This is a genomic window from Mycobacterium sp. NBC_00419 (assembly GCF_036023875.1).
GTDB lineage: Bacteria > Actinomycetota > Actinomycetes > Mycobacteriales > Mycobacteriaceae > Mycobacterium.
Map to the genome: position 1 here is coordinate 4,108,437 of NZ_CP107931.1, position 19,360 is coordinate 4,127,796.

19 protein-coding genes are annotated in these 19,360 nt (G+C 66.7%); 12 read left to right on the forward strand and 7 right to left on the reverse strand.

Going from position 1 to position 19,360, the window contains the following annotated elements; all coding sequences use genetic code 11:
- Positions 1-38 precede the first annotated feature (38 nt).
- Entirely contained in the window at positions 39-590 is a 552-nt protein-coding gene (locus OG976_RS19610) for a PH domain-containing protein (protein WP_328352370.1), read from the forward strand.
- On the opposite strand, the gene OG976_RS19615 is transcribed toward OG976_RS19610, so the two are convergent.
- Positions 512-1,204 (reverse strand): GtrA family protein, encoded by a 693-nt coding sequence (locus OG976_RS19615; protein ID WP_328352372.1) that lies wholly within the window; start codon positions 1,202-1,204, stop codon positions 512-514. The genes OG976_RS19610 and OG976_RS19615 overlap by 79 nt on opposite strands.
- Before the next feature lie 67 nt (positions 1,205-1,271).
- On the opposite strand from OG976_RS19615, the gene OG976_RS19620 reads away from it, so the two are divergent.
- Genes OG976_RS19620 through OG976_RS19630 form a run of 3 tightly spaced genes read left to right on the forward strand, consistent with a single transcriptional unit; the run spans position 1,272 to position 4,184 of the window.
- Positions 1,272-2,483, forward strand: a complete 1,212-nt coding sequence (locus OG976_RS19620) for a 5-(carboxyamino)imidazole ribonucleotide synthase (protein WP_328352375.1) — start codon at positions 1,272-1,274, stop codon at positions 2,481-2,483.
- Positions 2,476-2,985, forward strand: a complete 510-nt coding sequence (gene purE / locus OG976_RS19625) for a 5-(carboxyamino)imidazole ribonucleotide mutase (protein ID WP_328352378.1) — start codon at positions 2,476-2,478, stop codon at positions 2,983-2,985. The genes OG976_RS19620 and purE overlap by 8 nt, the downstream gene beginning before the upstream one ends.
- Positions 2,986-3,026: 41 nt before the next feature.
- Entirely contained in the window at positions 3,027-4,184 is a 1,158-nt protein-coding gene (locus OG976_RS19630) for an acyl-CoA dehydrogenase (RefSeq protein ID WP_328352380.1), read from the forward strand.
- Here the strand turns inward: OG976_RS19630 and OG976_RS19635 are convergent.
- The 4 genes from OG976_RS19635 to OG976_RS19650 form a co-directional block, all read right to left on the reverse strand.
- Positions 4,181-4,990: a biotin--[acetyl-CoA-carboxylase] ligase gene (locus tag OG976_RS19635; protein ID WP_442930550.1), complete on the reverse strand. Its 810-nt coding sequence runs from the start codon at positions 4,988-4,990 to the stop codon at positions 4,181-4,183. The genes OG976_RS19630 and OG976_RS19635 overlap by 4 nt on opposite strands.
- Positions 4,987-5,982: a cation transporter gene (locus OG976_RS19640; RefSeq protein WP_328352382.1), complete on the reverse strand. Its 996-nt coding sequence runs from the start codon at positions 5,980-5,982 to the stop codon at positions 4,987-4,989. The genes OG976_RS19635 and OG976_RS19640 overlap by 4 nt, the downstream gene beginning before the upstream one ends.
- A 37-nt stretch (positions 5,983-6,019) precedes the next feature.
- The gene (locus tag OG976_RS19645; RefSeq protein ID WP_328352385.1) at positions 6,020-6,595 is read right to left on the reverse strand and encodes a TetR/AcrR family transcriptional regulator; all 576 of its coding nucleotides are present in this window, start codon (positions 6,593-6,595) and stop codon (positions 6,020-6,022) included.
- A gap of 72 nt (positions 6,596-6,667) precedes the next feature.
- Positions 6,668-7,753, reverse strand: a complete 1,086-nt coding sequence (locus OG976_RS19650) for an agmatine deiminase family protein (protein ID WP_328363787.1) — start codon at positions 7,751-7,753, stop codon at positions 6,668-6,670.
- A 344-nt stretch (positions 7,754-8,097) separates the two neighbouring features.
- Here OG976_RS19650 and OG976_RS19655 point away from each other — a divergent pair, with 344 nt between their 5' ends.
- Genes OG976_RS19655 through OG976_RS19685 form a run of 7 tightly spaced genes read left to right on the forward strand, consistent with a single transcriptional unit; the run spans position 8,098 to position 16,238 of the window.
- Positions 8,098-9,165, forward strand: coding sequence for an agmatine deiminase family protein (locus OG976_RS19655; protein ID WP_328352388.1), 1,068 nt, complete (start codon positions 8,098-8,100; stop codon positions 9,163-9,165).
- A gap of 13 nt (positions 9,166-9,178) precedes the next feature.
- On the forward strand, positions 9,179-10,816 hold the full coding sequence (locus OG976_RS19660; RefSeq protein ID WP_328352392.1) for an ABC transporter substrate-binding protein: 1,638 nt from the start codon (positions 9,179-9,181) through the stop codon (positions 10,814-10,816).
- Between the two features lies 1 nt (position 10,817).
- Positions 10,818-11,765, forward strand: coding sequence for an ABC transporter permease (locus tag OG976_RS19665; protein WP_328352395.1), 948 nt, complete (start codon positions 10,818-10,820; stop codon positions 11,763-11,765).
- Entirely contained in the window at positions 11,762-12,652 is an 891-nt protein-coding gene (locus OG976_RS19670) for an ABC transporter permease (RefSeq protein ID WP_328352399.1), read from the forward strand. The genes OG976_RS19665 and OG976_RS19670 overlap by 4 nt, the downstream gene beginning before the upstream one ends.
- Complete coding sequence (locus tag OG976_RS19675) at positions 12,649-13,644, forward strand: ABC transporter ATP-binding protein (RefSeq protein ID WP_328352402.1); 996 nt, start codon at positions 12,649-12,651, stop codon at positions 13,642-13,644. The genes OG976_RS19670 and OG976_RS19675 overlap by 4 nt, the downstream gene beginning before the upstream one ends.
- Positions 13,641-14,477, forward strand: coding sequence for an ABC transporter ATP-binding protein (locus OG976_RS19680; protein WP_328352405.1), 837 nt, complete (start codon positions 13,641-13,643; stop codon positions 14,475-14,477). The genes OG976_RS19675 and OG976_RS19680 overlap by 4 nt, the downstream gene beginning before the upstream one ends.
- 9 nt (positions 14,478-14,486) lie before the next feature.
- Positions 14,487-16,238, forward strand: coding sequence for an amidase (locus OG976_RS19685; protein WP_328352408.1), 1,752 nt, complete (start codon positions 14,487-14,489; stop codon positions 16,236-16,238).
- Here OG976_RS19685 and OG976_RS19690 read toward each other — a convergent pair.
- Both OG976_RS19690 and OG976_RS19695 read right to left on the reverse strand, forming a co-directional pair.
- Entirely contained in the window at positions 16,219-16,926 is a 708-nt protein-coding gene (locus OG976_RS19690; RefSeq protein ID WP_328352411.1) for a TIGR03089 family protein, read from the reverse strand. The genes OG976_RS19685 and OG976_RS19690 overlap by 20 nt on opposite strands.
- Positions 16,926-18,353: an LCP family protein gene (locus tag OG976_RS19695; RefSeq protein WP_328363790.1), complete on the reverse strand. Its 1,428-nt coding sequence runs from the start codon at positions 18,351-18,353 to the stop codon at positions 16,926-16,928. Before OG976_RS19695 ends, OG976_RS19690 begins: the two co-directional genes overlap by 1 nt.
- A gap of 139 nt (positions 18,354-18,492) precedes the next feature.
- On the opposite strand from OG976_RS19695, the gene rfbD reads away from it, so the two are divergent.
- Positions 18,493-19,350 carry a dTDP-4-dehydrorhamnose reductase gene (gene rfbD / locus OG976_RS19700; protein ID WP_328352414.1) on the forward strand — a complete coding sequence of 286 codons (858 nt, stop codon included), beginning with the start codon at positions 18,493-18,495 and terminating at the stop codon, positions 19,348-19,350.
- Positions 19,351-19,360 lie beyond the last annotated feature (10 nt).

Sequence of the window (19,360 nt, forward strand, 5' to 3'; positions counted from 1 at the left end):
GTCTTGCGATCCGGGCCGCTGTGCCGTAGTAGATGACCATGGGATATCCCGAGAATGTGCTCGCCGACGACGAGCAGGTCGTGCTGCACCGGCACCCGCATTGGAAGCGGCTGATCGGCCCGGTGTTCGTCCTGCTGCTCAGCACTGCGGCGGCGGCGTTCGTCGCGGCACTGGTGAACCGGACCGGTTGGGATCCGACCGCCAAGAAGGTGCTCTACATCGTCATCGCGGCGATCTGGGTGATTCTGGTCGGCTGGCTCACGGTGTGGCGGTTCTTCACCTGGCTGACAACACATTTCGTGATCACCGACCGCCGGGTCATGTTCCGCCACGGGCTACTCACCCGCACCGGCATCGACATCCCGCTGGCGCGGGTGAACAGTGTCGAATTCCGGCACGGCCTGTTCGACCGCATGCTGCGGACAGGCACCTTAGTCATCGAATCGGCGTCGCAGGATCCCCTTGAGTTCTACGACATTCCCCGCGTAGAACAGGTGCACTCACTGCTGTATCACGAAGTTTTCGACACCTTGGGTTCGGAGGAATCCGACAGTCGCGCCGCGCGCAGGCCCGCGCCGCCGGCCGACTGACCTAGCCCTCCGCGGCGGCGCCGCCGCAGCGGAGTCACCACACCGCCGCCGGCTTCGTACTCGTCTTCCATCGCCTCGGCCAGGCCGCCGTCGGTCAGTGCGGACTCCAGTGCCCGGTCGGGGTCACCGCCCAGTTCGTCGGGGAACACCCAGCGCCGGAAGGCCCAGAACCGGAACGCCATCTGTAGCAGGTTGCCGATGACGTACGCGGAGACGAAGTCGGCGATGTTCTCGACGGTCAGGGTCACATGCGGCACCCGCATTTCCAGCACATAGCTGGAGAACCACAGCGGGGCCATGCTGAGCAACACGCCAACGCCGCTGAAGCCGAAGAACAGCAGCGCCTCATGGCTGCGTTCCCGCCCGCCACGGTTACGGAAGCTCCATTCGCGGTTGAGCACGTAGGACGCGATCACCGCGACGATGCCGGAGATCACCTTGGCGGTGACCGGCTTGGGTTCGAGGATCGTCAGCTTCAGCGTGTAGAAAATCGCCGAGTCGATGATGAACGTCGTGGCGCCGACGATCGCGAACTTGATGAGTTCGTGATGCCGCTCGGCAAAGGGCCGCATCGGTCGGGGCAACCGAGCGATGGTGGCATCAGCGAAAGACACAAGGAACGAGTCTACGGAAGTAGGGCCAGGTGTGCCTAAAGCGCCGGTGCCCCGCAGGTCTGACACCATGGGGGCCGTGCCGAACGACCCCAGACCTCCGATCGTCGCCATGGTGGGCGGCGGACAACTGGCCAGGATGACCCACCAGGCCGCGATCGCCCTTGGCCAAAGTTTGCGGGTGCTCGCCGTGAGCCCCGACGACCCGGCCGCCCAGGTCGCTCCCGACGTGGTGATCGGGGCCCACACCGACCTGGAGGCCCTGCGTAAGGCCGCCTCCGGTGCCGCTGCGCTGACCTTCGACCACGAGCATGTGCCGACCGAGATGCTCGAGGTGCTCATTGCCGAGGGTGTGACGGTCGCACCGCCCCCGCAGGCCCTGGTGCACGCCCAGGACAAGCTGGTGATGCGCCGCAAGCTCGAGGCACTGGGCGCGCCGATCCCGCGGTTCACCGCCGTGTCGTCCCTTGCCGACCTCGAGGCGTTCAGCGAACGCATCGGCGGCGCCCCGGTGGTGGTCAAGACCGTCCGCGGCGGTTACGACGGCCGCGGCGTGGTGCTGACGCGGGACCTGGCGCACGCCCGGGAGGTGGTCGAGGGTTACCTGGCCGACGGCGTGCCGGTGCTGTTGGAGGAGCGGGTGTCCATGCGCCGGGAGCTGTCGGCCCTGGTGGCCCGCTCACCGTTCGGGCAGGGCGCGGCGTGGCCGATCGTGGAGACCGTGCAGCGCGACGGCATCTGCGTGACCGTGGTGGCGCCTGCGCAGGGGCTGTCCGAGGACGTGGCCTCGTCGGCCGAGCAGTTGGGGCTGCGGCTGGCCGCCGAACTGGGTGTGGTCGGCGTGCTGGCGGTCGAGCTGTTCGAGACCACCGACGGCGACCTGCTGGTCAACGAGCTGGCGATGCGTCCGCACAACTCCGGCCACTGGACCATGGACGGTGCGGTCACCAGCCAGTTCGAGCAGCATCTGCGGGCGGTGCTGGACTACCCGCTCGGTGACACCAGCGCGATCGCGCCGGTGACGGTGATGGCCAATGTGCTTGGCGCGCAAGAGGAACCGTCGATGGGACTTGACGAGCGGCTGCACCATCTGTTCGGCCGCATCCCGGAAGCCAAGGTGCACCTGTACGGCAAGGCGGCGCGGCCCGGACGCAAGGTGGGCCACGTCAACATCGTGGGTCGCGCGGGTGCGGACCCGGACCGTGTTCGTGAGCGTGCCGAGCGGGCGGCACACTGGTTGTCGCACGCGCAGTGGACCGACGGATGGGACGGGCATGCCTGATACGAGGCCTTTGGTGGGCGTCATCATGGGCAGCGACAGTGACTGGCCGGTGATGGAAGCCGCCGTGCACGCGCTCGCCGAGTTCGGCGTGCCGTTCGAGGTGGGCGTCGTCTCGGCGCACCGCACCCCGGGCCGGATGCTGGACTACGCGCGCGGCGCGGCCGGCCGCGGCATCAAGGTGATCATCGCCGGAGCGGGTGGGGCGGCTCACCTGCCGGGAATGGTGGCCTCGGCCACGCCGCTTGCGGTGATCGGGGTTCCGGTTCCACTGGGCAAGCTCGACGGCATGGACTCGCTGCTGTCGATCGTGCAGATGCCCGCCGGCGTGCCGGTAGCCACGGTGTCGATCGGCGGAGCACGCAACGCGGGCCTGCTGGCGGTCCGGATTCTGGGGGCCGCCGACCCGGTGCTGCTGGACAAGATGGCGAGCTTCCAGGACGACCTTGAAGCCCAGGTGCTGGCGAAGGATCGTGCGCTGCGGGAGCGATTACTCGGAGAGTGAAGCCCGCGGTAAAGTTACCGGCGAGTAGCAAGGAGGCTGTGATGGCTGGAAATCCGGATTTCGACGTATTCAAGTTGCCCGAGGAGCACGAGGAACTGCGGGCGGCGATCCGTGCGCTGGCGGAGAAGGAGATCGCTCCCTACGCCGCCGACTGCGATGAGAACTCCCGATTCCCCGACGAAGCCCTCGAGGCGCTGAACGCTTCGGGCTTCAACGCGGTGCATGTGCCCGAGGAGTACGGCGGTCAGGGTGCGGACTCGCTGGCGGCGTGCATCGTCATCGAGGAGGTGGCGCGGGTCGACGCCTCGGCGTCGCTGATCCCCGCGGTCAACAAGCTGGGCACGATGGGCCTGATTCTGCGCGGCTCCGAGGAGCTGAAGAAGAAGGTGCTGCCCGAGATCGCCGAGGGCGCGATGGCCTCCTACGGCCTGTCCGAGCGGGAGGCCGGATCGGACGCGGCCGGGATGCGCACTCGTGCGAAGGCCGACGGCGACGACTGGATTCTCAACGGCGCCAAGGCCTGGATCACCAACGGCGGCAAGTCCACCTGGTACACCGTGATGGCGGTGACCGACCCGGACAAGGGCGCCAATGGCATTTCGGCGTTCATGGTGCATGCCGACGACGAGGGGTTCACGGTCGGACCCAAGGAGCGCAAGCTCGGCATCAAGGGCTCGCCGACCACCGAGCTGTACTTCGAGAACTGTCGTATCCCCGGCGACCGGATCATCGGCGAGCCCGGTACCGGTTTCAAGACTGCGCTGGCTACGTTGGACCACACCCGCCCGACCATCGGTGCCCAAGCCGTCGGCATCGCGCAGGGCGCCCTGGACGCCGCGATTGCATACACCAAGGACCGCAAGCAGTTCGGCCGTCCGGTCTCCGACAACCAGGGTGTGCAGTTCATGCTCGCCGACATGGCGATGAAGGTCGAGGCCGCACGGCTGATGGTGTACTCGGCCGCGGCGCGTGCCGAGCGCGGTGAAGGCAATCTCGGGTTCATCTCGGCGGCCTCGAAGTGCTTCGCCTCCGACGTGGCGATGGAGGTCACCACCGACGCCGTGCAGCTCTTCGGCGGTGCCGGCTACACCATTGACTTCCCGGTCGAGCGGATGATGCGCGACGCCAAGATCACCCAGATCTACGAGGGCACCAACCAGATTCAGCGGGTCGTGATGTCCCGCGCGCTGCTGCGTTAGTCGGCGGCGCGCAGGTGGGTGATGTCACCCGCCGAGACCGTCACCACCCCGGTGTCGGTGTCGATGAGTAGGCGACCGAGTTCGTCGATTTGTGTTGCGGTGCCGATGATTTCGCGATCACCGGGAAGCAGCGCGCGGACCCGGCTGCCCAGGGTGGCGCTGGTGCGCCGGTAGTTCTCGACGAGCGCTTCGTTGGGTCCCTGCGCGTGGTGCCAGCGCCGGATCGCGGCGCTCAGTTCTGCCACGATCGCGACGGTGATCGCGTCGCGGTCGAGCACCGTGGCGCCGAGCATCGCCAGCGAGGTGGCCCGCGGGTCGGGCGCCTCCTGCGGGGTGAGGGTGACGTTGAGTCCGAGGCCCACGACGATCACCGGATCGGGTGCGGCGACCTCGGCCAGGATGCCGGCCAGCTTGCCGTTGTCGACGAGGACGTCGTTGGGCCACTTCACCGCGGCCCGGATGCCGGTCGTCTGCTGCACCGCACCGACCAGTGCCACGCCGGTGAGCAGGGGCAGCCAACCCCACGCTGCCGGAGGCACATTCGCGGCGTCGACCCCGATGGACAGGGCGATCTGGGAACGCGGGGGCGCCGACCAGCTGCGGCCGTTGCGGCCACGCCCCGCGCTCTGATGCTCGGCGAGCAGCACCGCTCCGGTGATGTCCTCCCCGGCGGCGTGGCGTGCCAACAGGTCGGCGTTGGTGGAGCCGGTGTCCTCGACAACGTCGAGGCGCTGCAGTCCGTCGGGGCCCACCAGCTGCCGGCGGAGTGAGGCGAGGTTCAGCGGGGAGCGGTCCACGCGGGTCAGCCTAGTGACGCCACCGTCGGAGTCTCGTGGATGGGCAGCTCACTGAACACCAATGTCAGCCGCAGCGGGCCGATGCGCTCGCGGAGCTCGGTGTAGGTATTGGCCCGCAGCACGTCCTGCTCGTGTACCGACATCGTGCCGGTGTAGGCCACCCGCAGGTCCACCTCGATGGTCTTGCCGCGGGCGATGGCCAGGGCGTCGACGAGGGTCAATTCGTGCTCGAGTTCGTGGGCGTGTTCGGCCGAGACCGCGGCGATGGCGGCCCGAACCGCCTCGTCGAGAGCGGGATCCGCGCGCCGGCCCGACAGCCGGCCGAACTCCAGGCGGATCTGCCGGACGGGCTCGCCGACGAGCAGCACGCACAAGATGAGCACGATGATGCTGTCCGCGATGTCCTTGATGTTGAAGGTCTCCGAGGTGAGGACGGTGCCCTCCGGTATCACCGCCACCAGGACCAGCGAGGCGCAGATGCCGCCGCTGATGAAGGCTTCCATCTTCGCCGCGGTGGCCTCCACCTTCAGCAGGGCAGAGGCGTTGTTGACCGAGCGGTTGTTGCGTTCGTGGTTCCACTTCAGGCCCAGGCAGATCACCACGCAGACCGCCGTGTAGACCGCGGCAACCCCGAACTCCGGCTCGGTGCCCTTTCGGGTGATCACATAGTCGATCACCTTGATGAGGTTGGTGACCACACCCACGACGACGACCCCGAGGATCATCAACGAGCGGAACAGCGCGTACAAGTTCTCCAAAGCCAGCCGCCCATAGGGGCTTTCGACGTCAGCCGGCCGGGATGCCGTGACCGCCAACCGCGCCGCGATGAAGGCCGCGGCGGCGTTGATCAGCGAGATGACGCCGTCCAACTGAGTGGCGGACACGCGGGTGATGGCGTACACGGCGAAACCGAGCACGGCCAAGCCGAGCATGGTGAACATGTAGGTGTGCAGACTGCGCCGCTCGGCCCGAAGGACCGCGGCCTCCGATGCCACTGACATGGGCGTTAGCTTAGCGGCGCCGCGAGTGATGTTGTCGCTACCGGGGAGGCCCGAGTTCCGCGGTGATGGCGCCGGCGAGTAGGTGCTGTGCGCGTTCGAGCGTGATTGTTGCGCTGAGCCAGCGTTCGCTGAGTCCCTCTACCAGCGCGGTGAGCCGCTCGGCGGCGTCACGGGGATCGATTGTCGGACTGGCCACTTCGGCATCCTGCGCCAATCGGATGACGTTCTCGAGATCGGTCGACCACGCCTGTGTCGCGTCACGAAGCTGCTCGCGGAGCTCGTCGTTGAATACCGCGCTGGCCCTGAGTTCGCCCCAGGCGATGCTGTTCTCGCGGACCGTCGGCGTGCCCTGGATCTCGAGGAGCAACATCTGCTCGATCTGTGCCCGCGGATTGGTTGATACCACAGCCTGCTCGGTGTAGCGCGCGGCGCGATCGTTGATGTAGTCCAGCGCTCGCCGGATTAGCCCGGCACGACTTCCGAAGTGGTAATAGATCAACGCAGTCGAAATGCCCGCCTCGGCGGCAAGTTTCTCGATCCGCAGCCCACGCACGCCGCTTTGGGCGATCACCCGGATGGTGGCCTCCAGGATCATTGTCTGACGATCGGACACAACGACCTCGCTCTAGTGAATCGGCAGCGGCGCTGGCCTGAGTGATTGACAGCATCCAGCATCATCATGGTCTCAGTCGGCAGGTTCTTGTTGGGTAGTGCAATGAATGCCGCCGCCGCCGGCGGCGATGGCATCGATGTTGATCTGCACGATTCGGCGGTCGGGAAAGAGCCGTTCCAGTTCCTGCCTGGCGCGCTGATCGGTCTCGGGGTCGCCGAATTCCGGAGCGATCACAGCGCCGTTGCAGAGGTAGAAGTTGATGTAGCCGGCGGCGAAATCGTCCGATTCGAAGTCCGGCCGGACGTGGCCTGGCGCTTCGAGGACGACGACCTCGAGCGAACGGCCCTTGGCATCGGTTGCGGACTTGAGGATGTCGAGATGGCGTGCGGTCACGTTGTGGTCGAAGGATTCCGGATCAGGGTCGAATCCGGCAACCACAACGCTCGGGCGGGCGAAGCGGGCATAGAAGTCGGTGTGGCCGTCGGTGATGTCTTTGCCGGCGATACCCGGTAACCAGATGATCTTCTCCAGGCCCAACAGCGGCGCCAGCTCGGCCTCGACGTCGGCTTTCGACCACCCCGGGTTGCGGTTGTTGTTGAGCACGCAGCTCTCGGTGATGATGGCGGTTCCTTCACCGTCCACTTCGATGCCGCCGCCTTCGAGAACCAGGCCAGTGTGAAGGGATTCGACACCCGCGTGGGCGGTGACGATGTCCGCGACCCCGGCGTCGCGCGTGAAGTCCTGCTTGTCACCCCAGCCGTTGAAGTTGAAGTTGACGCCGGCCTTGGCGCTGTTCCGCTTCACGAACACCGGTCCGGTATCTCGCATCCAGAGGTCGTCGAGCGGCGCCGCGACGAGCTCGACGGACGGTCCGACAAGGCTGCGGGCCAGCTCCATCTCCGCTGGCCGAACCAGCATCGACACCGGTTCGAACTGCGCAATCGTCTGCGCGATAGTCGCCAGATTGCGCCGGGCCTCGGGGAGCAGCTTGGCCCCCCAGATCGCCTCGCTGGCACCGAAGGCCATCCAGGTCCGCTTGTGTGGCTCGCCCTCCTCGGGCATCCGCCATGTGCGCTGGTCGTCAAAGTCCGTGCAACCCGCCGCCAGCAGTGCACCTACCACCGCTACCCCAGACCGAAGAAACTCTCGCCTGACCATCACTGTGATCTCCTAGCTGCTCCACCGCACGCGATGCCAATCGAGCGACCATCGGCCGCTCGCACCAGTACTGACGAAAAAGTCAGACAGGAATGAGGGTATCACCGAGGTCGTCGGGGGAGGCTCATGGTCGCGGCGGCATCTGGGCTTTGCGGCCCGCGCTAGCCGTATCAACCTCGGAAACATCTTCCTAAGCAGCGATAACGTGCCAATACGGCCCTTGCGCTTGGCCGGGTGCTCCCGACGCAGGGAGCGCGAGACCCCTCGCCGATGGTGGCGCGCGGGGACGTACCGATAGCGGAGACATCATTGACTAAATTTTTAGTTAGTGCGACGATCGCCGCATGACCGAGATCGCACCCGAACACAACCTGGCCAATGGCGCCGGCACGACCGCATGGCAGATGCCCGCAGAGTGGGCTCCCCACGAGCGTTGCCTGATGGCGTGGCCTACCCGCGAAACCCTGTGGGGCCCGTACTTCGAAGAGGCCAAAGCCGAGTACGCGGCGACCGCGAATGCGATCGGCCACTTCGAGCCGGTGCTGATGATCACCAATCCCGGCCAGGCCGACGAAGCTCGGGCCGCGTGCAGCGCCGCAGTGGAAGTCGTCGAACTGGCGATCGACGATTCGTGGATCCGGGATTCGGGACCGCTGGTGGTGCTCGACCACACGGGTCGACGGTCAGCCGTTGACTTCGGATTCAACTCCTGGGGTGAGCGCTTCCTGCCCTACGACCAGGACGCCACGATCAGCCGACGCGTTCTCGAAGTCCTCGGAATCGAGCGGACCGCCTCCGACATGATCCTGGAGGGCGGCTCCATCACGGTCGACGGCGAAGGCACGCTCATCACCACCGAGCAGTGCCTGCTCAATGTGAACCGCAACCCGGCCATGACGCGGGACGACATCGAGGCGGAACTCAAAGGGCGCCTGGGTGTATCGAAGGTGATCTGGCTGCCCTACGGGCATTATGACGACGCGCACACCGACGGGCACGTCGACGGCGTCTGCACCTATGTCCGGCCTGGCGTGGTGATCGCCCAAACCTGCGACGATCCCCAGTTGCCGGACTACGACCGGATGGCCGCGAACCTGAAGGTATTGCGGGATTCCACCGACGCGGCGGGACGGTCCTTCGAAATCCTCGAGCTGCCCGAGTTTCCCGTGACCACACTGCCCGACGGCACGACCACGATGGTGGCCTACGCCAACTTCTACGTCGCCAATGGCGGTGTGGTCGTTCCGATCGCGGGACACGAACTCGACGAATCCGCGTTGGAGACGTTGCGGCGCGCATTTCCGGACCGAGAGGTCGTCGGGGTTCCCGGCAACATCGTCGCCTACGGCGGTGGCGGCGTGCACTGCATCACCCAGCAGATTCCGCAGCCGAACCCGGCTCCGACAGCGTAGGGCGACGATGATCATGACGAAAGTTCGCCTGCCGCTGGCGATTATGAGTGTCGCAATGCTGATCGCGGGCTGCGGTGGCCGTACGGCTCCGGACTCGGCGGCCGGCAGTGGAAGCAGGGACTTCCTCAGCCTTCCCGCAACAACGGAACCGGCGGGTGGCCCGGTCGACACCGCGACCTGGGCGCTCTATCGCGACCCCACCACCCTCGACCCCGCCACCGCGTTCGACTACCCGGAGAACACGGTCATCTCGACGATGTGCGAGTCCCTGGTGCGCCAGCAGCCGGACGGCACCCTGGTGCCGGGGCTGGCGAGCGAGTATCACTTCAGCTCGCCCACGACACTAGTATTCAAACTTCGCCCCGGTGTGCACTTCTGGGACGGTCGGCCGCTCACCTCCGCCGACGTCGTGTTCAGTCTGCGACGCAATATGGACGCTGCGCTGGGTGGTTTCTACCGCACCGTACTCAACCGGGTTTCCTCGATCAGCGCCGACGATCCCGAGACCGTCACTCTCACCCTGAGCAGCCCAGACTACTGGCTTCCCGGCGAACTCTCGTCGATGGCGGGCGTCGTCATCGAAGAGGCCTATGCCCGCGATCGCGGGCACACGTACGGCACACCCGATGGCGGCGCCATGTGCACGGGTCCATACCGGCTGACTCAGTGGACGGCCGGCCAGACGTTGAAAGTGACTGCCAATCCGGACTATTGGGACGCCACGCTCAAACCGCTGACCCGTGAGATCGACTTCCATGGTGTCTCCGACGTGGCTGCGCTGACCACCGGATTGTCAACGGGCGATATCAGTGGTAGCTGGATCACGGACACCTCGAGCTTGGCTCAGTTGCAACGCTCGGACGCCGTGACAGTCCACCTCGGGCCGTCGTTCGAGACGGAGTTCTTCATCCCCGCCAACCTCACCGGCGTTCTCGGCGATGTCCGCGTGCGGCAGGCGTTGTCGCTGGCGTTCGACCGCAGCAGCTTCAGTACAGCCGTCTACGGCGGAAACGCGGTCAGTCCCCGCATGTCCACCAATCCCGGGACGTGGGGATACGCCCGCGACACATTCGAGGCGGCGTGGAAAGCCGCTCCGGAGCCGCAACGAGACCTCGTCAAGGCCAAGCAACTCATCGCGGAGGCGGGTGCGACCGGTAAACCGCTCGTCATTGGCACCTCAACCGGACTCGCCAGTGTGAACACCGCAGCCAACGCGTGGGTGGAGGCGGCCAACGCGATCGGGTTGACCGCCAGCCTGCACAACGTCTCCCCGGAGAACTACATCAACTTCTTCACCGATCCGCAGGCTCGCGCCGAGGTCGACGCGTTCAGCACCACAACCTATGGCGACTACGCGGATCCCGCTGCGCTGATCTCCACCTACGTCGAACCCGAAGGCGTGCAGAACTACTCGGGCTATCACAACGCGGATCTCTCGGCGGCGTTGAACAAGGCGCGCACGGAGCCGGATCCGGTTCGGCGGGCCCAAGCGACCATCGAAGCCGACAAGCTGGTGATGACTGAGCTGCCCTGGATCCCGATGGTTCACCCCGCTACGTTCCTGGTCCTCAACAAGAAGCTGACGGGCGCTCCGTCGTCGTTCGCCTACATGCAGGCGCCGTGGCTGGCTCGACTCGGAAAGGCGGAGTGAGTTGCAGCGGTTCATTGTTCGGCGGTGCGCACTGCTGGTCGGAACTGTACTCGCGGCCAGCATCGCGATCTATGCCGCGATGTACGCGGCGCCGGGTGACCCGATCGCGGTGTTGACCGGAGGCCGGCAGGTCACGCCGGAAGCGCGGGCGTTACTGATCGAGCGCTACCACCTCGACGACCCGCTGCCGGTGCGCTATTGGCGCTGGCTGACCGCTGCGCTGCGCGGGGACTTCGGATATTCGATCGCCAGCAGAGAAGACGTGTCGACTCTGATTGCGCAGCGCACGATGACGACGTTCGAATTGGTCTGCTATGCCTCGCTAATCATCGTCATAGTCGGAATCGCAGTCGGTGTCGTCAGCGCCCTGAAGCCCGGATTCGTCGACACCTGTGCGCTTCTGGTGACCACGCTGCTCTCCGCCATCCCTTCCTTCGTCGCCGCGCTCATCCTGATCAGTGTGTTCGCGGTGAACCTGCATTGGTTCCCGGCATTGGGAGAAGGCGAGGGCTTCACCGACCAACTCAAGCACCTGACCCTGCCAGCCGTCGCATTGGCCAGCTCGTCACTGGCGCTCGTTGCCCGCATCACGCGGACGTCGGTACGAGCCGAGTCGAAGCGTGAACATGTCCACACCGCGATTAGTCGCGGGTTGCCACCATCGGTGGTGCTGCGCCGTCACATCCTGCGCAACGCCGCCATCCCCATCACGACCGTAACCGGTCTCACCATCGCCGCACTCATCGTCTTGGTGTCGATCGTGGAACAAGCGTTCAACCTCAACGGACTGGGGGCGACGTTGGTAAAGGCCGCACAGAACAAGGATTTTGCGGTGGTTCAGGCTGTTTCGCTGCTCATGGTTGTGGCCTTCGTGGTGATCAACGGCATCGTCGACTTCTGCTATGCGTTGCTCGACCCGCGGGTGGGTCTTGGCACGGTGGCGGCATGATGGCCACCCCGGCCGCGCACGCCCCCAGTCCAGGCCTGACCTTCACCACCGCCCGGAGTAGGGGAATCCCAGGTTTGAAGGGCGTGGGCTGGCTCGGCTGGGCCTGTGCGGCGATCATCGTGTTGGCAGCGGTGATCGCGGCGTTCGGTCCCCTTCTCGCGCCGTTCCCGCCCAACCACAGCGACCTCACGCAGGCGTTCGTCGGTGGAAATCCCGCTCATCCACTCGGTTTTGACTCCCAGGGCCGCGATCTACTGTCTCGGCTGCTGGTCGGTGCGCGCTCATCGATGCTCGGCGCCTTCATCGTCGTTGTGCTCGCAATGACCGCCGGAACGTGCCTCGCGGTGCTGGCGGCCTGGCGACGAGGATGGGTCGACAACCTCATCTCCTCGGGCACAGACCTGGTCTTCGCGTTCCCCGGACTGCTGCTGGCGGTTCTCGTCGCGGCCGTCTTCGGCCCCAGCCAGTGGTCAGCTGCGGCATCCCTTGCGGTCGCCTACACCCCGTACGTCGCCAGAATCGTCCGAGGGGCGGCGCTGCGGGAACGATCGCTGCCCTACATCGAGGCACTCGAGGTGCAGGGCAGCGCCGCCTGGTCGATCAGCGTTCGGCACGTCATCCCCAACATCGCCCCCATGCTCGTCGCGCAGGCCACCATCCTGTTCGGCTGGGCCGCACTCGACCTGGCCGCGATCTCCTTCGTCGGGCTCGGTGTGCAGCCACCACAGGCCGACTGGGGTGTGATGGCCGCGGAAGGTGAAACCGGGGTCCTGCAGGGCTTCCCGGCTGAATCCTTGACCGCCGGAACCGCATTGGTCCTTGTCGTGATCGCGTTCAACGTTCTGGGTGAGCGGCTCAACGACACGCAGGCCAAGGGACTCGCATGACGGACGCACCACTGGTCGCTGTCGAAGCGCTGAACCTGACGCTTGACGTCTCCGGCCAGAGGCGGCTGGTACTGCGCGACGTATCGCTGACCATCGAGCGCGGCGAGGCGCTCGGTCTCGTCGGTGAATCCGGTGCGGGCAAGTCCATGACTGCGCGGGCGATCGCCCGGCTACTGCCGGAGCGGGCTGTCGCGACCGGCACCATAAGGTTTGCCGACCGCGACTTGCTAAGCCTGCGCGGCGAGTCGCTGCGCCGCGCCCGCACCGAGATGGCCGTGATATCCCAGGACCCCCGAGCCGCCATCAATCCGGTACGTCGTGTCGGGGACTTCCTCACCGAACAGCTTCGAACGCTCGCGCGGGTCGACCGGCGCGAAGCGACCCGTCGTGCCCAACAGATGCTGTCCGAAGTGGGTATCACCGATACCACCCGAAGAATGCGGCAGTATCCCGGCGACTTGTCCGGGGGAATGCTGCAGCGGGTCATGATTGCCTCGGCACTGCTGGGCAATCCGAAGCTGATCCTCGCCGACGAACCCACCACCGCCCTGGATGTGACCACGCAATCGGAAGTGATGGCGATCCTGAACGAGCAACGCCACAACGCCGGAGTCGCACTGTTGTTCATCACGCACGACCTCGATCTCGCCGCCGCGGTGTGCGATCGCACCGCTGTCATGTACGCCGGTCAGATCGTCGAAGTCCAGAAGTCGACTGGACTGCATGACGAACCGCGGCATCCCTACACCGCGGCGCTTGCCGCAGCCCGGCCTGATCTCGAACGGCCGACACCGAGGCTCGCCGCGATCGCCGGCCGCCCCGTCGGCGCATGGGAGGCAGCAGATTCGTGTGGCTTCGCGGATCGCTGCCCGCATCGGCAGCCACGCTGCACGGCATCGGGGCCCGTGCCGCTCACGCGTGGACCCGCGCATGCGGTGCGCTGCCTGCGTGCCGGCGAAGTCGGAGCATCCTGGCGAGGGGGCTCGCAGTGACCGATCCGGTTCTGGTGGTGGCACACCTCAGCAAGGCCTTCGGCACCTTCGCCGCTGTCGATGACGTCTCGTTCGAACTCGCGGCGGGTTCATCCATCGGCGTCATAGGCGAATCCGGCTCGGGGAAAACAACAATCGCGCGAATGATCGTTGGCCTGGAGCGCCCCACTGCCGGCACCATCACCTGCTGCGGCAACGATCGCTCGCGCCCCTCACGGGCAACGAGTGCCCGACGCGCGCGAGCCCGCGAAGCGCAGATCGTGTTCCAGGATCCGTCGACCAGCCTTGACCCGCGCCAGACCGTAGCGCAAGCGCTCACCGAGGCGCTGCGCCTGTATGGCGGTCCCCAGGCCGAGAGCTCCCAACGACTACAGGAGCTCGCCGAACTGGTCGGCTTAGACGCGCGATTGCTGGCTTCCATTCCCGGTCGGCTCTCTGGTGGCCAACGCCAACGCGTGGCGATCGCCCGCGCGCTTGCCGCGCAGCCGCGCGTCCTGGTCCTCGACGAGGCCGTGTCAGCACTCGACGTGTCCATCCAGGCGCAAATTCTGAACATGCTGGCAGATATTCGTGATGCTACGGGGATCTCGTATGTGTTCATCACCCACGATTTGGCCGTCGTCCGGCAGGTCACCGAATACAGCGTCGTCATGCAGAGTGGCCGCATCGTCGAGCGCGGCCGAACAGACGATCTGCTGAGCGATCCGCAGCACCCCTACACCCGTGCGCTTCTGGACAGCGTGCCCCGCCCAGGGTGGACGCCGCAACGGCGCGCGCTGGGGGCCACCCAACCGCTACCGTTGGGACGTGGTTCAACTGCGGATGACAAGTGACAGGATGGCATGTCGTTGAACACATTTGACGTAGTCGAGGCCTCCATCGCCGAACTTCGCAATGCCCTCGAGTCGGGCATCGTAAGCTCGGTAGACCTGGTGACCGCCTACCTCGCACGCATTGAGACTTATGATCGCGGCGGCATCCGCCTCAACGCCGTCGTCGTGATGAACCCGGCGGCGCTCACCGAAGCCGAAGCCTCTGACGAGCGCCGGGCCCGCGGCGAGGTGCTCGGGCCGCTCGACGGAATCCCGTACACCGCCAAGGACAGCTACCTCGTGCGCGGACTCACCGCGGCCGCCGGATCGCCGGCCTTCGAACATCTTGTTGCGCAGCGCGATGCGTTCGCGATCGAGCGGTTGCGCGCCGCCGGTGCCGTCTGTCTTGGTCTGACGAACATGCCGCCGATGGCGAACGGGGGCATGCAACGCGGCGTATACGGTCGCGCCGAAAGCCCTTACAACGCTGAGTACCTGACGTCAGCATTCGCCTCGGGATCGTCCAACGGTTCGGGCACCGCTACCGCGGCGAGTTTCGCGGCGTTCGGCCTCGGTGAGGAAACCTGGTCCAGCGGGCGGGCGCCCGCCTCGAACAATGGCCTGTGCGCGTACACACCGTCGCGCGGGGTGATCTCGATGCGGGGCAACTGGCCGCTCGTGCCGACGATGGATGTCGTGGTGCCCCACACCCGCACCGTCGCGGACCTGCTCGAGGTGCTCGACGTGGTCGTCGCCGACGACACCGATTCACGGGGTGACTTCTGGCGGATGCAGCCTTGGATCGAGCTCCCACGCGCCTCCGCGGTGCGTCCGAAGTCGTACCCGGCACTTGCACCCCGCGGCGCACGTGCGGCGCGGTCAGCGCTCGCCGGCAAGCGCTTCGGGGTACCTCGCATGTACGTCAATGCGGACCCGGAGGCAGGTACCGCCGAGCACCCTGGCATCGGCGGGCCGACCGGACAGCGCATCGAAACTCGGGCATCCATCATCGACCTGTGGGAGTCCGCCAGCAGAGACCTGAAGGCGGCGGGCGCAGAGCTTGTGCTCGTCGATTTCCCCGCGGTCACGAACTACGAGGGCGATCGGCCCGGCGCGCCGACAATCGCTAACCGTGGCTTGGTGACTCGCGAGTACCTGCATCGGGAGATTGTCGACCTGTCCGCCTGGGCGTGGGACGACTTCCTCCGCGCCAACGGGGACCCCAACCTCGACCGTCTCACCGACGTGGACGGCGCAACGATCTTCCCGCACCCCGAGGGTGCACTGAAGGACCGCTACGACGGCTTCGATGACACCGTTGCCTCCTACCCCGCGCGTGTGCGCGAGCATCCGGTGGAAAAGCTCACCGACATCCCGCATCTCGCGCAGGGCCTGAGCGGTCTGGAGGAGTCGCGCCGCCTCGACCTCGAGGATTGGATGGACCGCCTGGGCCTGGACGCGGTCGTGTTTCCCGCCGTCGCCGACGTCGGCCTCGCCGACATGGACGTCAACGAGGCGTCCGCGGACCTCGGCTGGCGCAACGGCGTGTGGGTTGCCAACGGCAATCTGGTGCTGCGGCACCTCGGCATTCCGACAGTCACCGTACCGATGGGCACGATGGCCGACATCGGCATGCCGGTCGGCTTGACCTTCGCCGGACGGTCATACGACGACACGGCACTGCTTGTGCTCGCCGCGGCGTTCGAGGCCACCGGTAGTCGGCGGACCGCACCACCGCGGACCCCCGCTCTCGCCTCGGCGTTCAGCTCAGATCGCGGGTGACCTTCTCGGTGTCGCGGCGGCGATCCAGCGCGGCAGGATCCGGGTTGGCCACCTGCACCAGCGACGCCCCGGCCACGAACACCGACAGCAGATTGTCGACGATCTCCGCCGGTGTCGACCAGGCCAGTGACGACATCACCCGGTCGCCGCGCGTCAGCCCCCGCGAGGTGGCGGACTCGGCCGCCCCGGCCAGCACGTCCTCGACCGTCCGCCCGTCGAGTGCCGGGCCCGGGCGCGACTCGCCGATCACCTGATCGCCGTGTACCCGCACCGCGGTCGCGTAGTCGGTCACCCCGATGGGCAGATCCGGCACGGACTTGCCGAACGGATCCAGCGACAGCACCGCGACCTCACCGCCGGACACCATCTCGTCGGCCTCATCGAGGCGGTCGGCGGTGCACAGCGCGAGGTCCGATGAGCCGCCGAGCACCACCTCGGCGCCGATCCACCAGACACCCAGCAGCACCGCGGCGCTCTGCCAGTGCGCGGGCAGTAGCACCGCCACCCGCGAGCCGGCGCCGGCGCCGAGTTCGTCGCGTAACAGGTTGGCGGTCTTGGCCGCCCAGTTCGCCAGCGTCACCGTCGACAACTCGATGCGCTCACCGCTGGCGTCGTCGTAGAACGTGATGCGCGGACCCATCGGGTCGGCGCGCAGCAATGGATCCAGAACCGCGTCAGCGATATTCATCAGTTGACGCACTTGGGGTCGTCGGACCCCGCAGTGATGATCGGCGACGGTGGGGGAGCCGTCGCATCGCCGGCCTGCCCGGCGGCCTGATCCACCGTCGCGGCCGTCGGCAGCGTCCCGTCCAGGCCCGAGCCGGGGCCGGTGTAGTCCGACGCGAGCACCACCCGCACCGTGCCCGCCGGGAGCGAACCCTCCGCAGCGACCGGCAGCCCGCCGAGTTCCTTGGCGACGGCCTGGGCGCCGAGATCATCCTCCTTGGCGGCCTGCACCTGGCTCTTGATCACGTGGTCTTTCTCGTTGTTGCCGACGTTGCCTTCGACAAAACCCTTGGCGGTCAACACCTCCGACACTGCGGCAGCCAGGCCGTTGATCTCGGTGTCGTTGACTACCTCGACGGTGGTCTGGTCCGGCGAGTAGGCGATCTTCTCCGTCTTGCCCTCGTCCTGATCGTGCAGCAGGCTGGCCACCCACTCCTGCACCTGCGAGGGTTCGACGCGCACCACCGACTGCATGCCGTCGTCGCTCCAGCCCGCCTCGTCAAGCACCGGGATGGTCGCGAACGCGACGTTGCCGCCCGCCAGATTCTGCAACTGCTTGATGAAATCCATGATGTCCCAGCCCGAGGAGATCACCACCGAGCGCTGAATCGCATCCTGCAGCTGGTTCAGTGTCGACGGGCTGGTCAAGGTCTTGCTCGAAATCACTTGGTGGGCAAGCTGAGCCATCACGACCTGCTGGCGCACCACCCGGTCGAGGTCGCCGCGCGGAAGGTCGTGGCGCTGGCGCACGAAGCTCAGCGCTTGCGCGCCGTTGAGCTTCTGCCAGCCAGCCGGGAAGTCCGCACCCGAAAGTGGTTCGTAGACGGCGTCTTTCAGGCAGACATCGACGCCACCGAGGGCATCGGTGATCAAAGCGAATCCCAGCAGGCCAATCTCGGCGTAGTGGTCCACCGTGACGCCGGTCAGATCAGCGACGGTCTTGATGAGCGCTTCGCGGCCGGCCTCCACCGCTTTCGGCTCGGCCTCCGCGGGGTCCATGCCCTGCTGCTCGACGAGCTCTTTCATCTTCTCGAGCTTCACCTGGCCGTAGACGCCGTTGATCTTCGTCTTGTCCAGCCCCGGCGCCTTGACGTAGGAGTCGCGCGGGATCGAGATGGCGGTCGCCGACTTCCCGTTGTTCGGGATGCGGACCAGGATGATCGTGTCGGTGTTGGTGGACACGTCGTCGCCGGCGTGCAGCGTGGCCAGTTCGTCCTCCGAGAGCGGGTTGCCGTGCGCGTCGGTGCGGCTGTCCATACCGACGAGGAGGATGTCGATCGCGCCGTCGTCCTCACCGCCGCCGCCGAGGGCGGCTGTGCTCAGGTGGAAGATGCCGTCCTCGAACGAGCGGATCTTCCCCCAGGCGACGCCGGTACCGACCATCACCATCACGGCGAACAACGCCAGCACAGTGCGAGCCACCCGCCGGGCGCCCGTCACTGCATCGGTGTCAGCAGGCATCAGCCCAGGCTACTGGCGAGATGGGCGCATACCCGGTAGCCGAAACCGGCGTGCCAGACTCGAAGTCATGGGCAGGAGGATCGTCATTACCGGTGCAGGGGGCCAGGTCGGACGCTTTCTCGCAGGTGAGGCGGCCCTGCGCGGCTACCAGGTCAGCGCGCTGACGCGCCGCGAGTGGGACATCACCGACGCACCGGCAGCCGAGCGTTTCGTGGCCGCGGATGACCTGGTGGTGAACTGCGCGGCCATCGCCAACGTCGACGCGGCCGAGGCCGAACCGGACACCGCCTACGCCGTGAACGTCACCGGCCCAGAGAACCTCGCCCACGCCTGCGCGCGGGTCGGCGCCGCCCTGGTGCACGTGTCCACCGACTACGTCTTTGGCGGTGAGAAACGTCACCCCTATGAGGTCGGCGACCCGACGAACCCGCTGAGCGTGTACGGCCGCACCAAGCTGGCCGGTGAGCTCGCGGTGCTCGCCGCACAGCCGGACGCCACCATCGTGCGCACCTCCTGGGTGTACACCGGCGGCTCGGGCAGCGACTTCGTCGCGATGCTGCGGCGGGTGGCCGCAACTGACGAGACCATTGCGGTCGGCGACGACCAGACCGGCTCGCCCACCTACGTCAAAGACCTGGTCGGGGCGCTGTTCGAGGCCGGGGATGCGCGTATCCGCGAGCCGGTCCTGCACGCCGCCAACGACGGCGCCGTCAGCCGCTTCCAACAGGCCCGCGCCGTGTTCGAAGAGCTCGGCGCCGACCCCGAGCGGGTTCGTGCGGTGAGCGCGGCGCAGTCGCGTAAGCCCGCCCGCCGGCCGGTGTACTCCGCGTTGTCCATGGCGATGTCGGCACAGGCCGGGCTGGCGCCGCTGCGGCCGTGGCGTGAAGCCCTGGCCGAGGCGCTTGCCCAGCCCGTCGCCGACTGACCGCTAACCT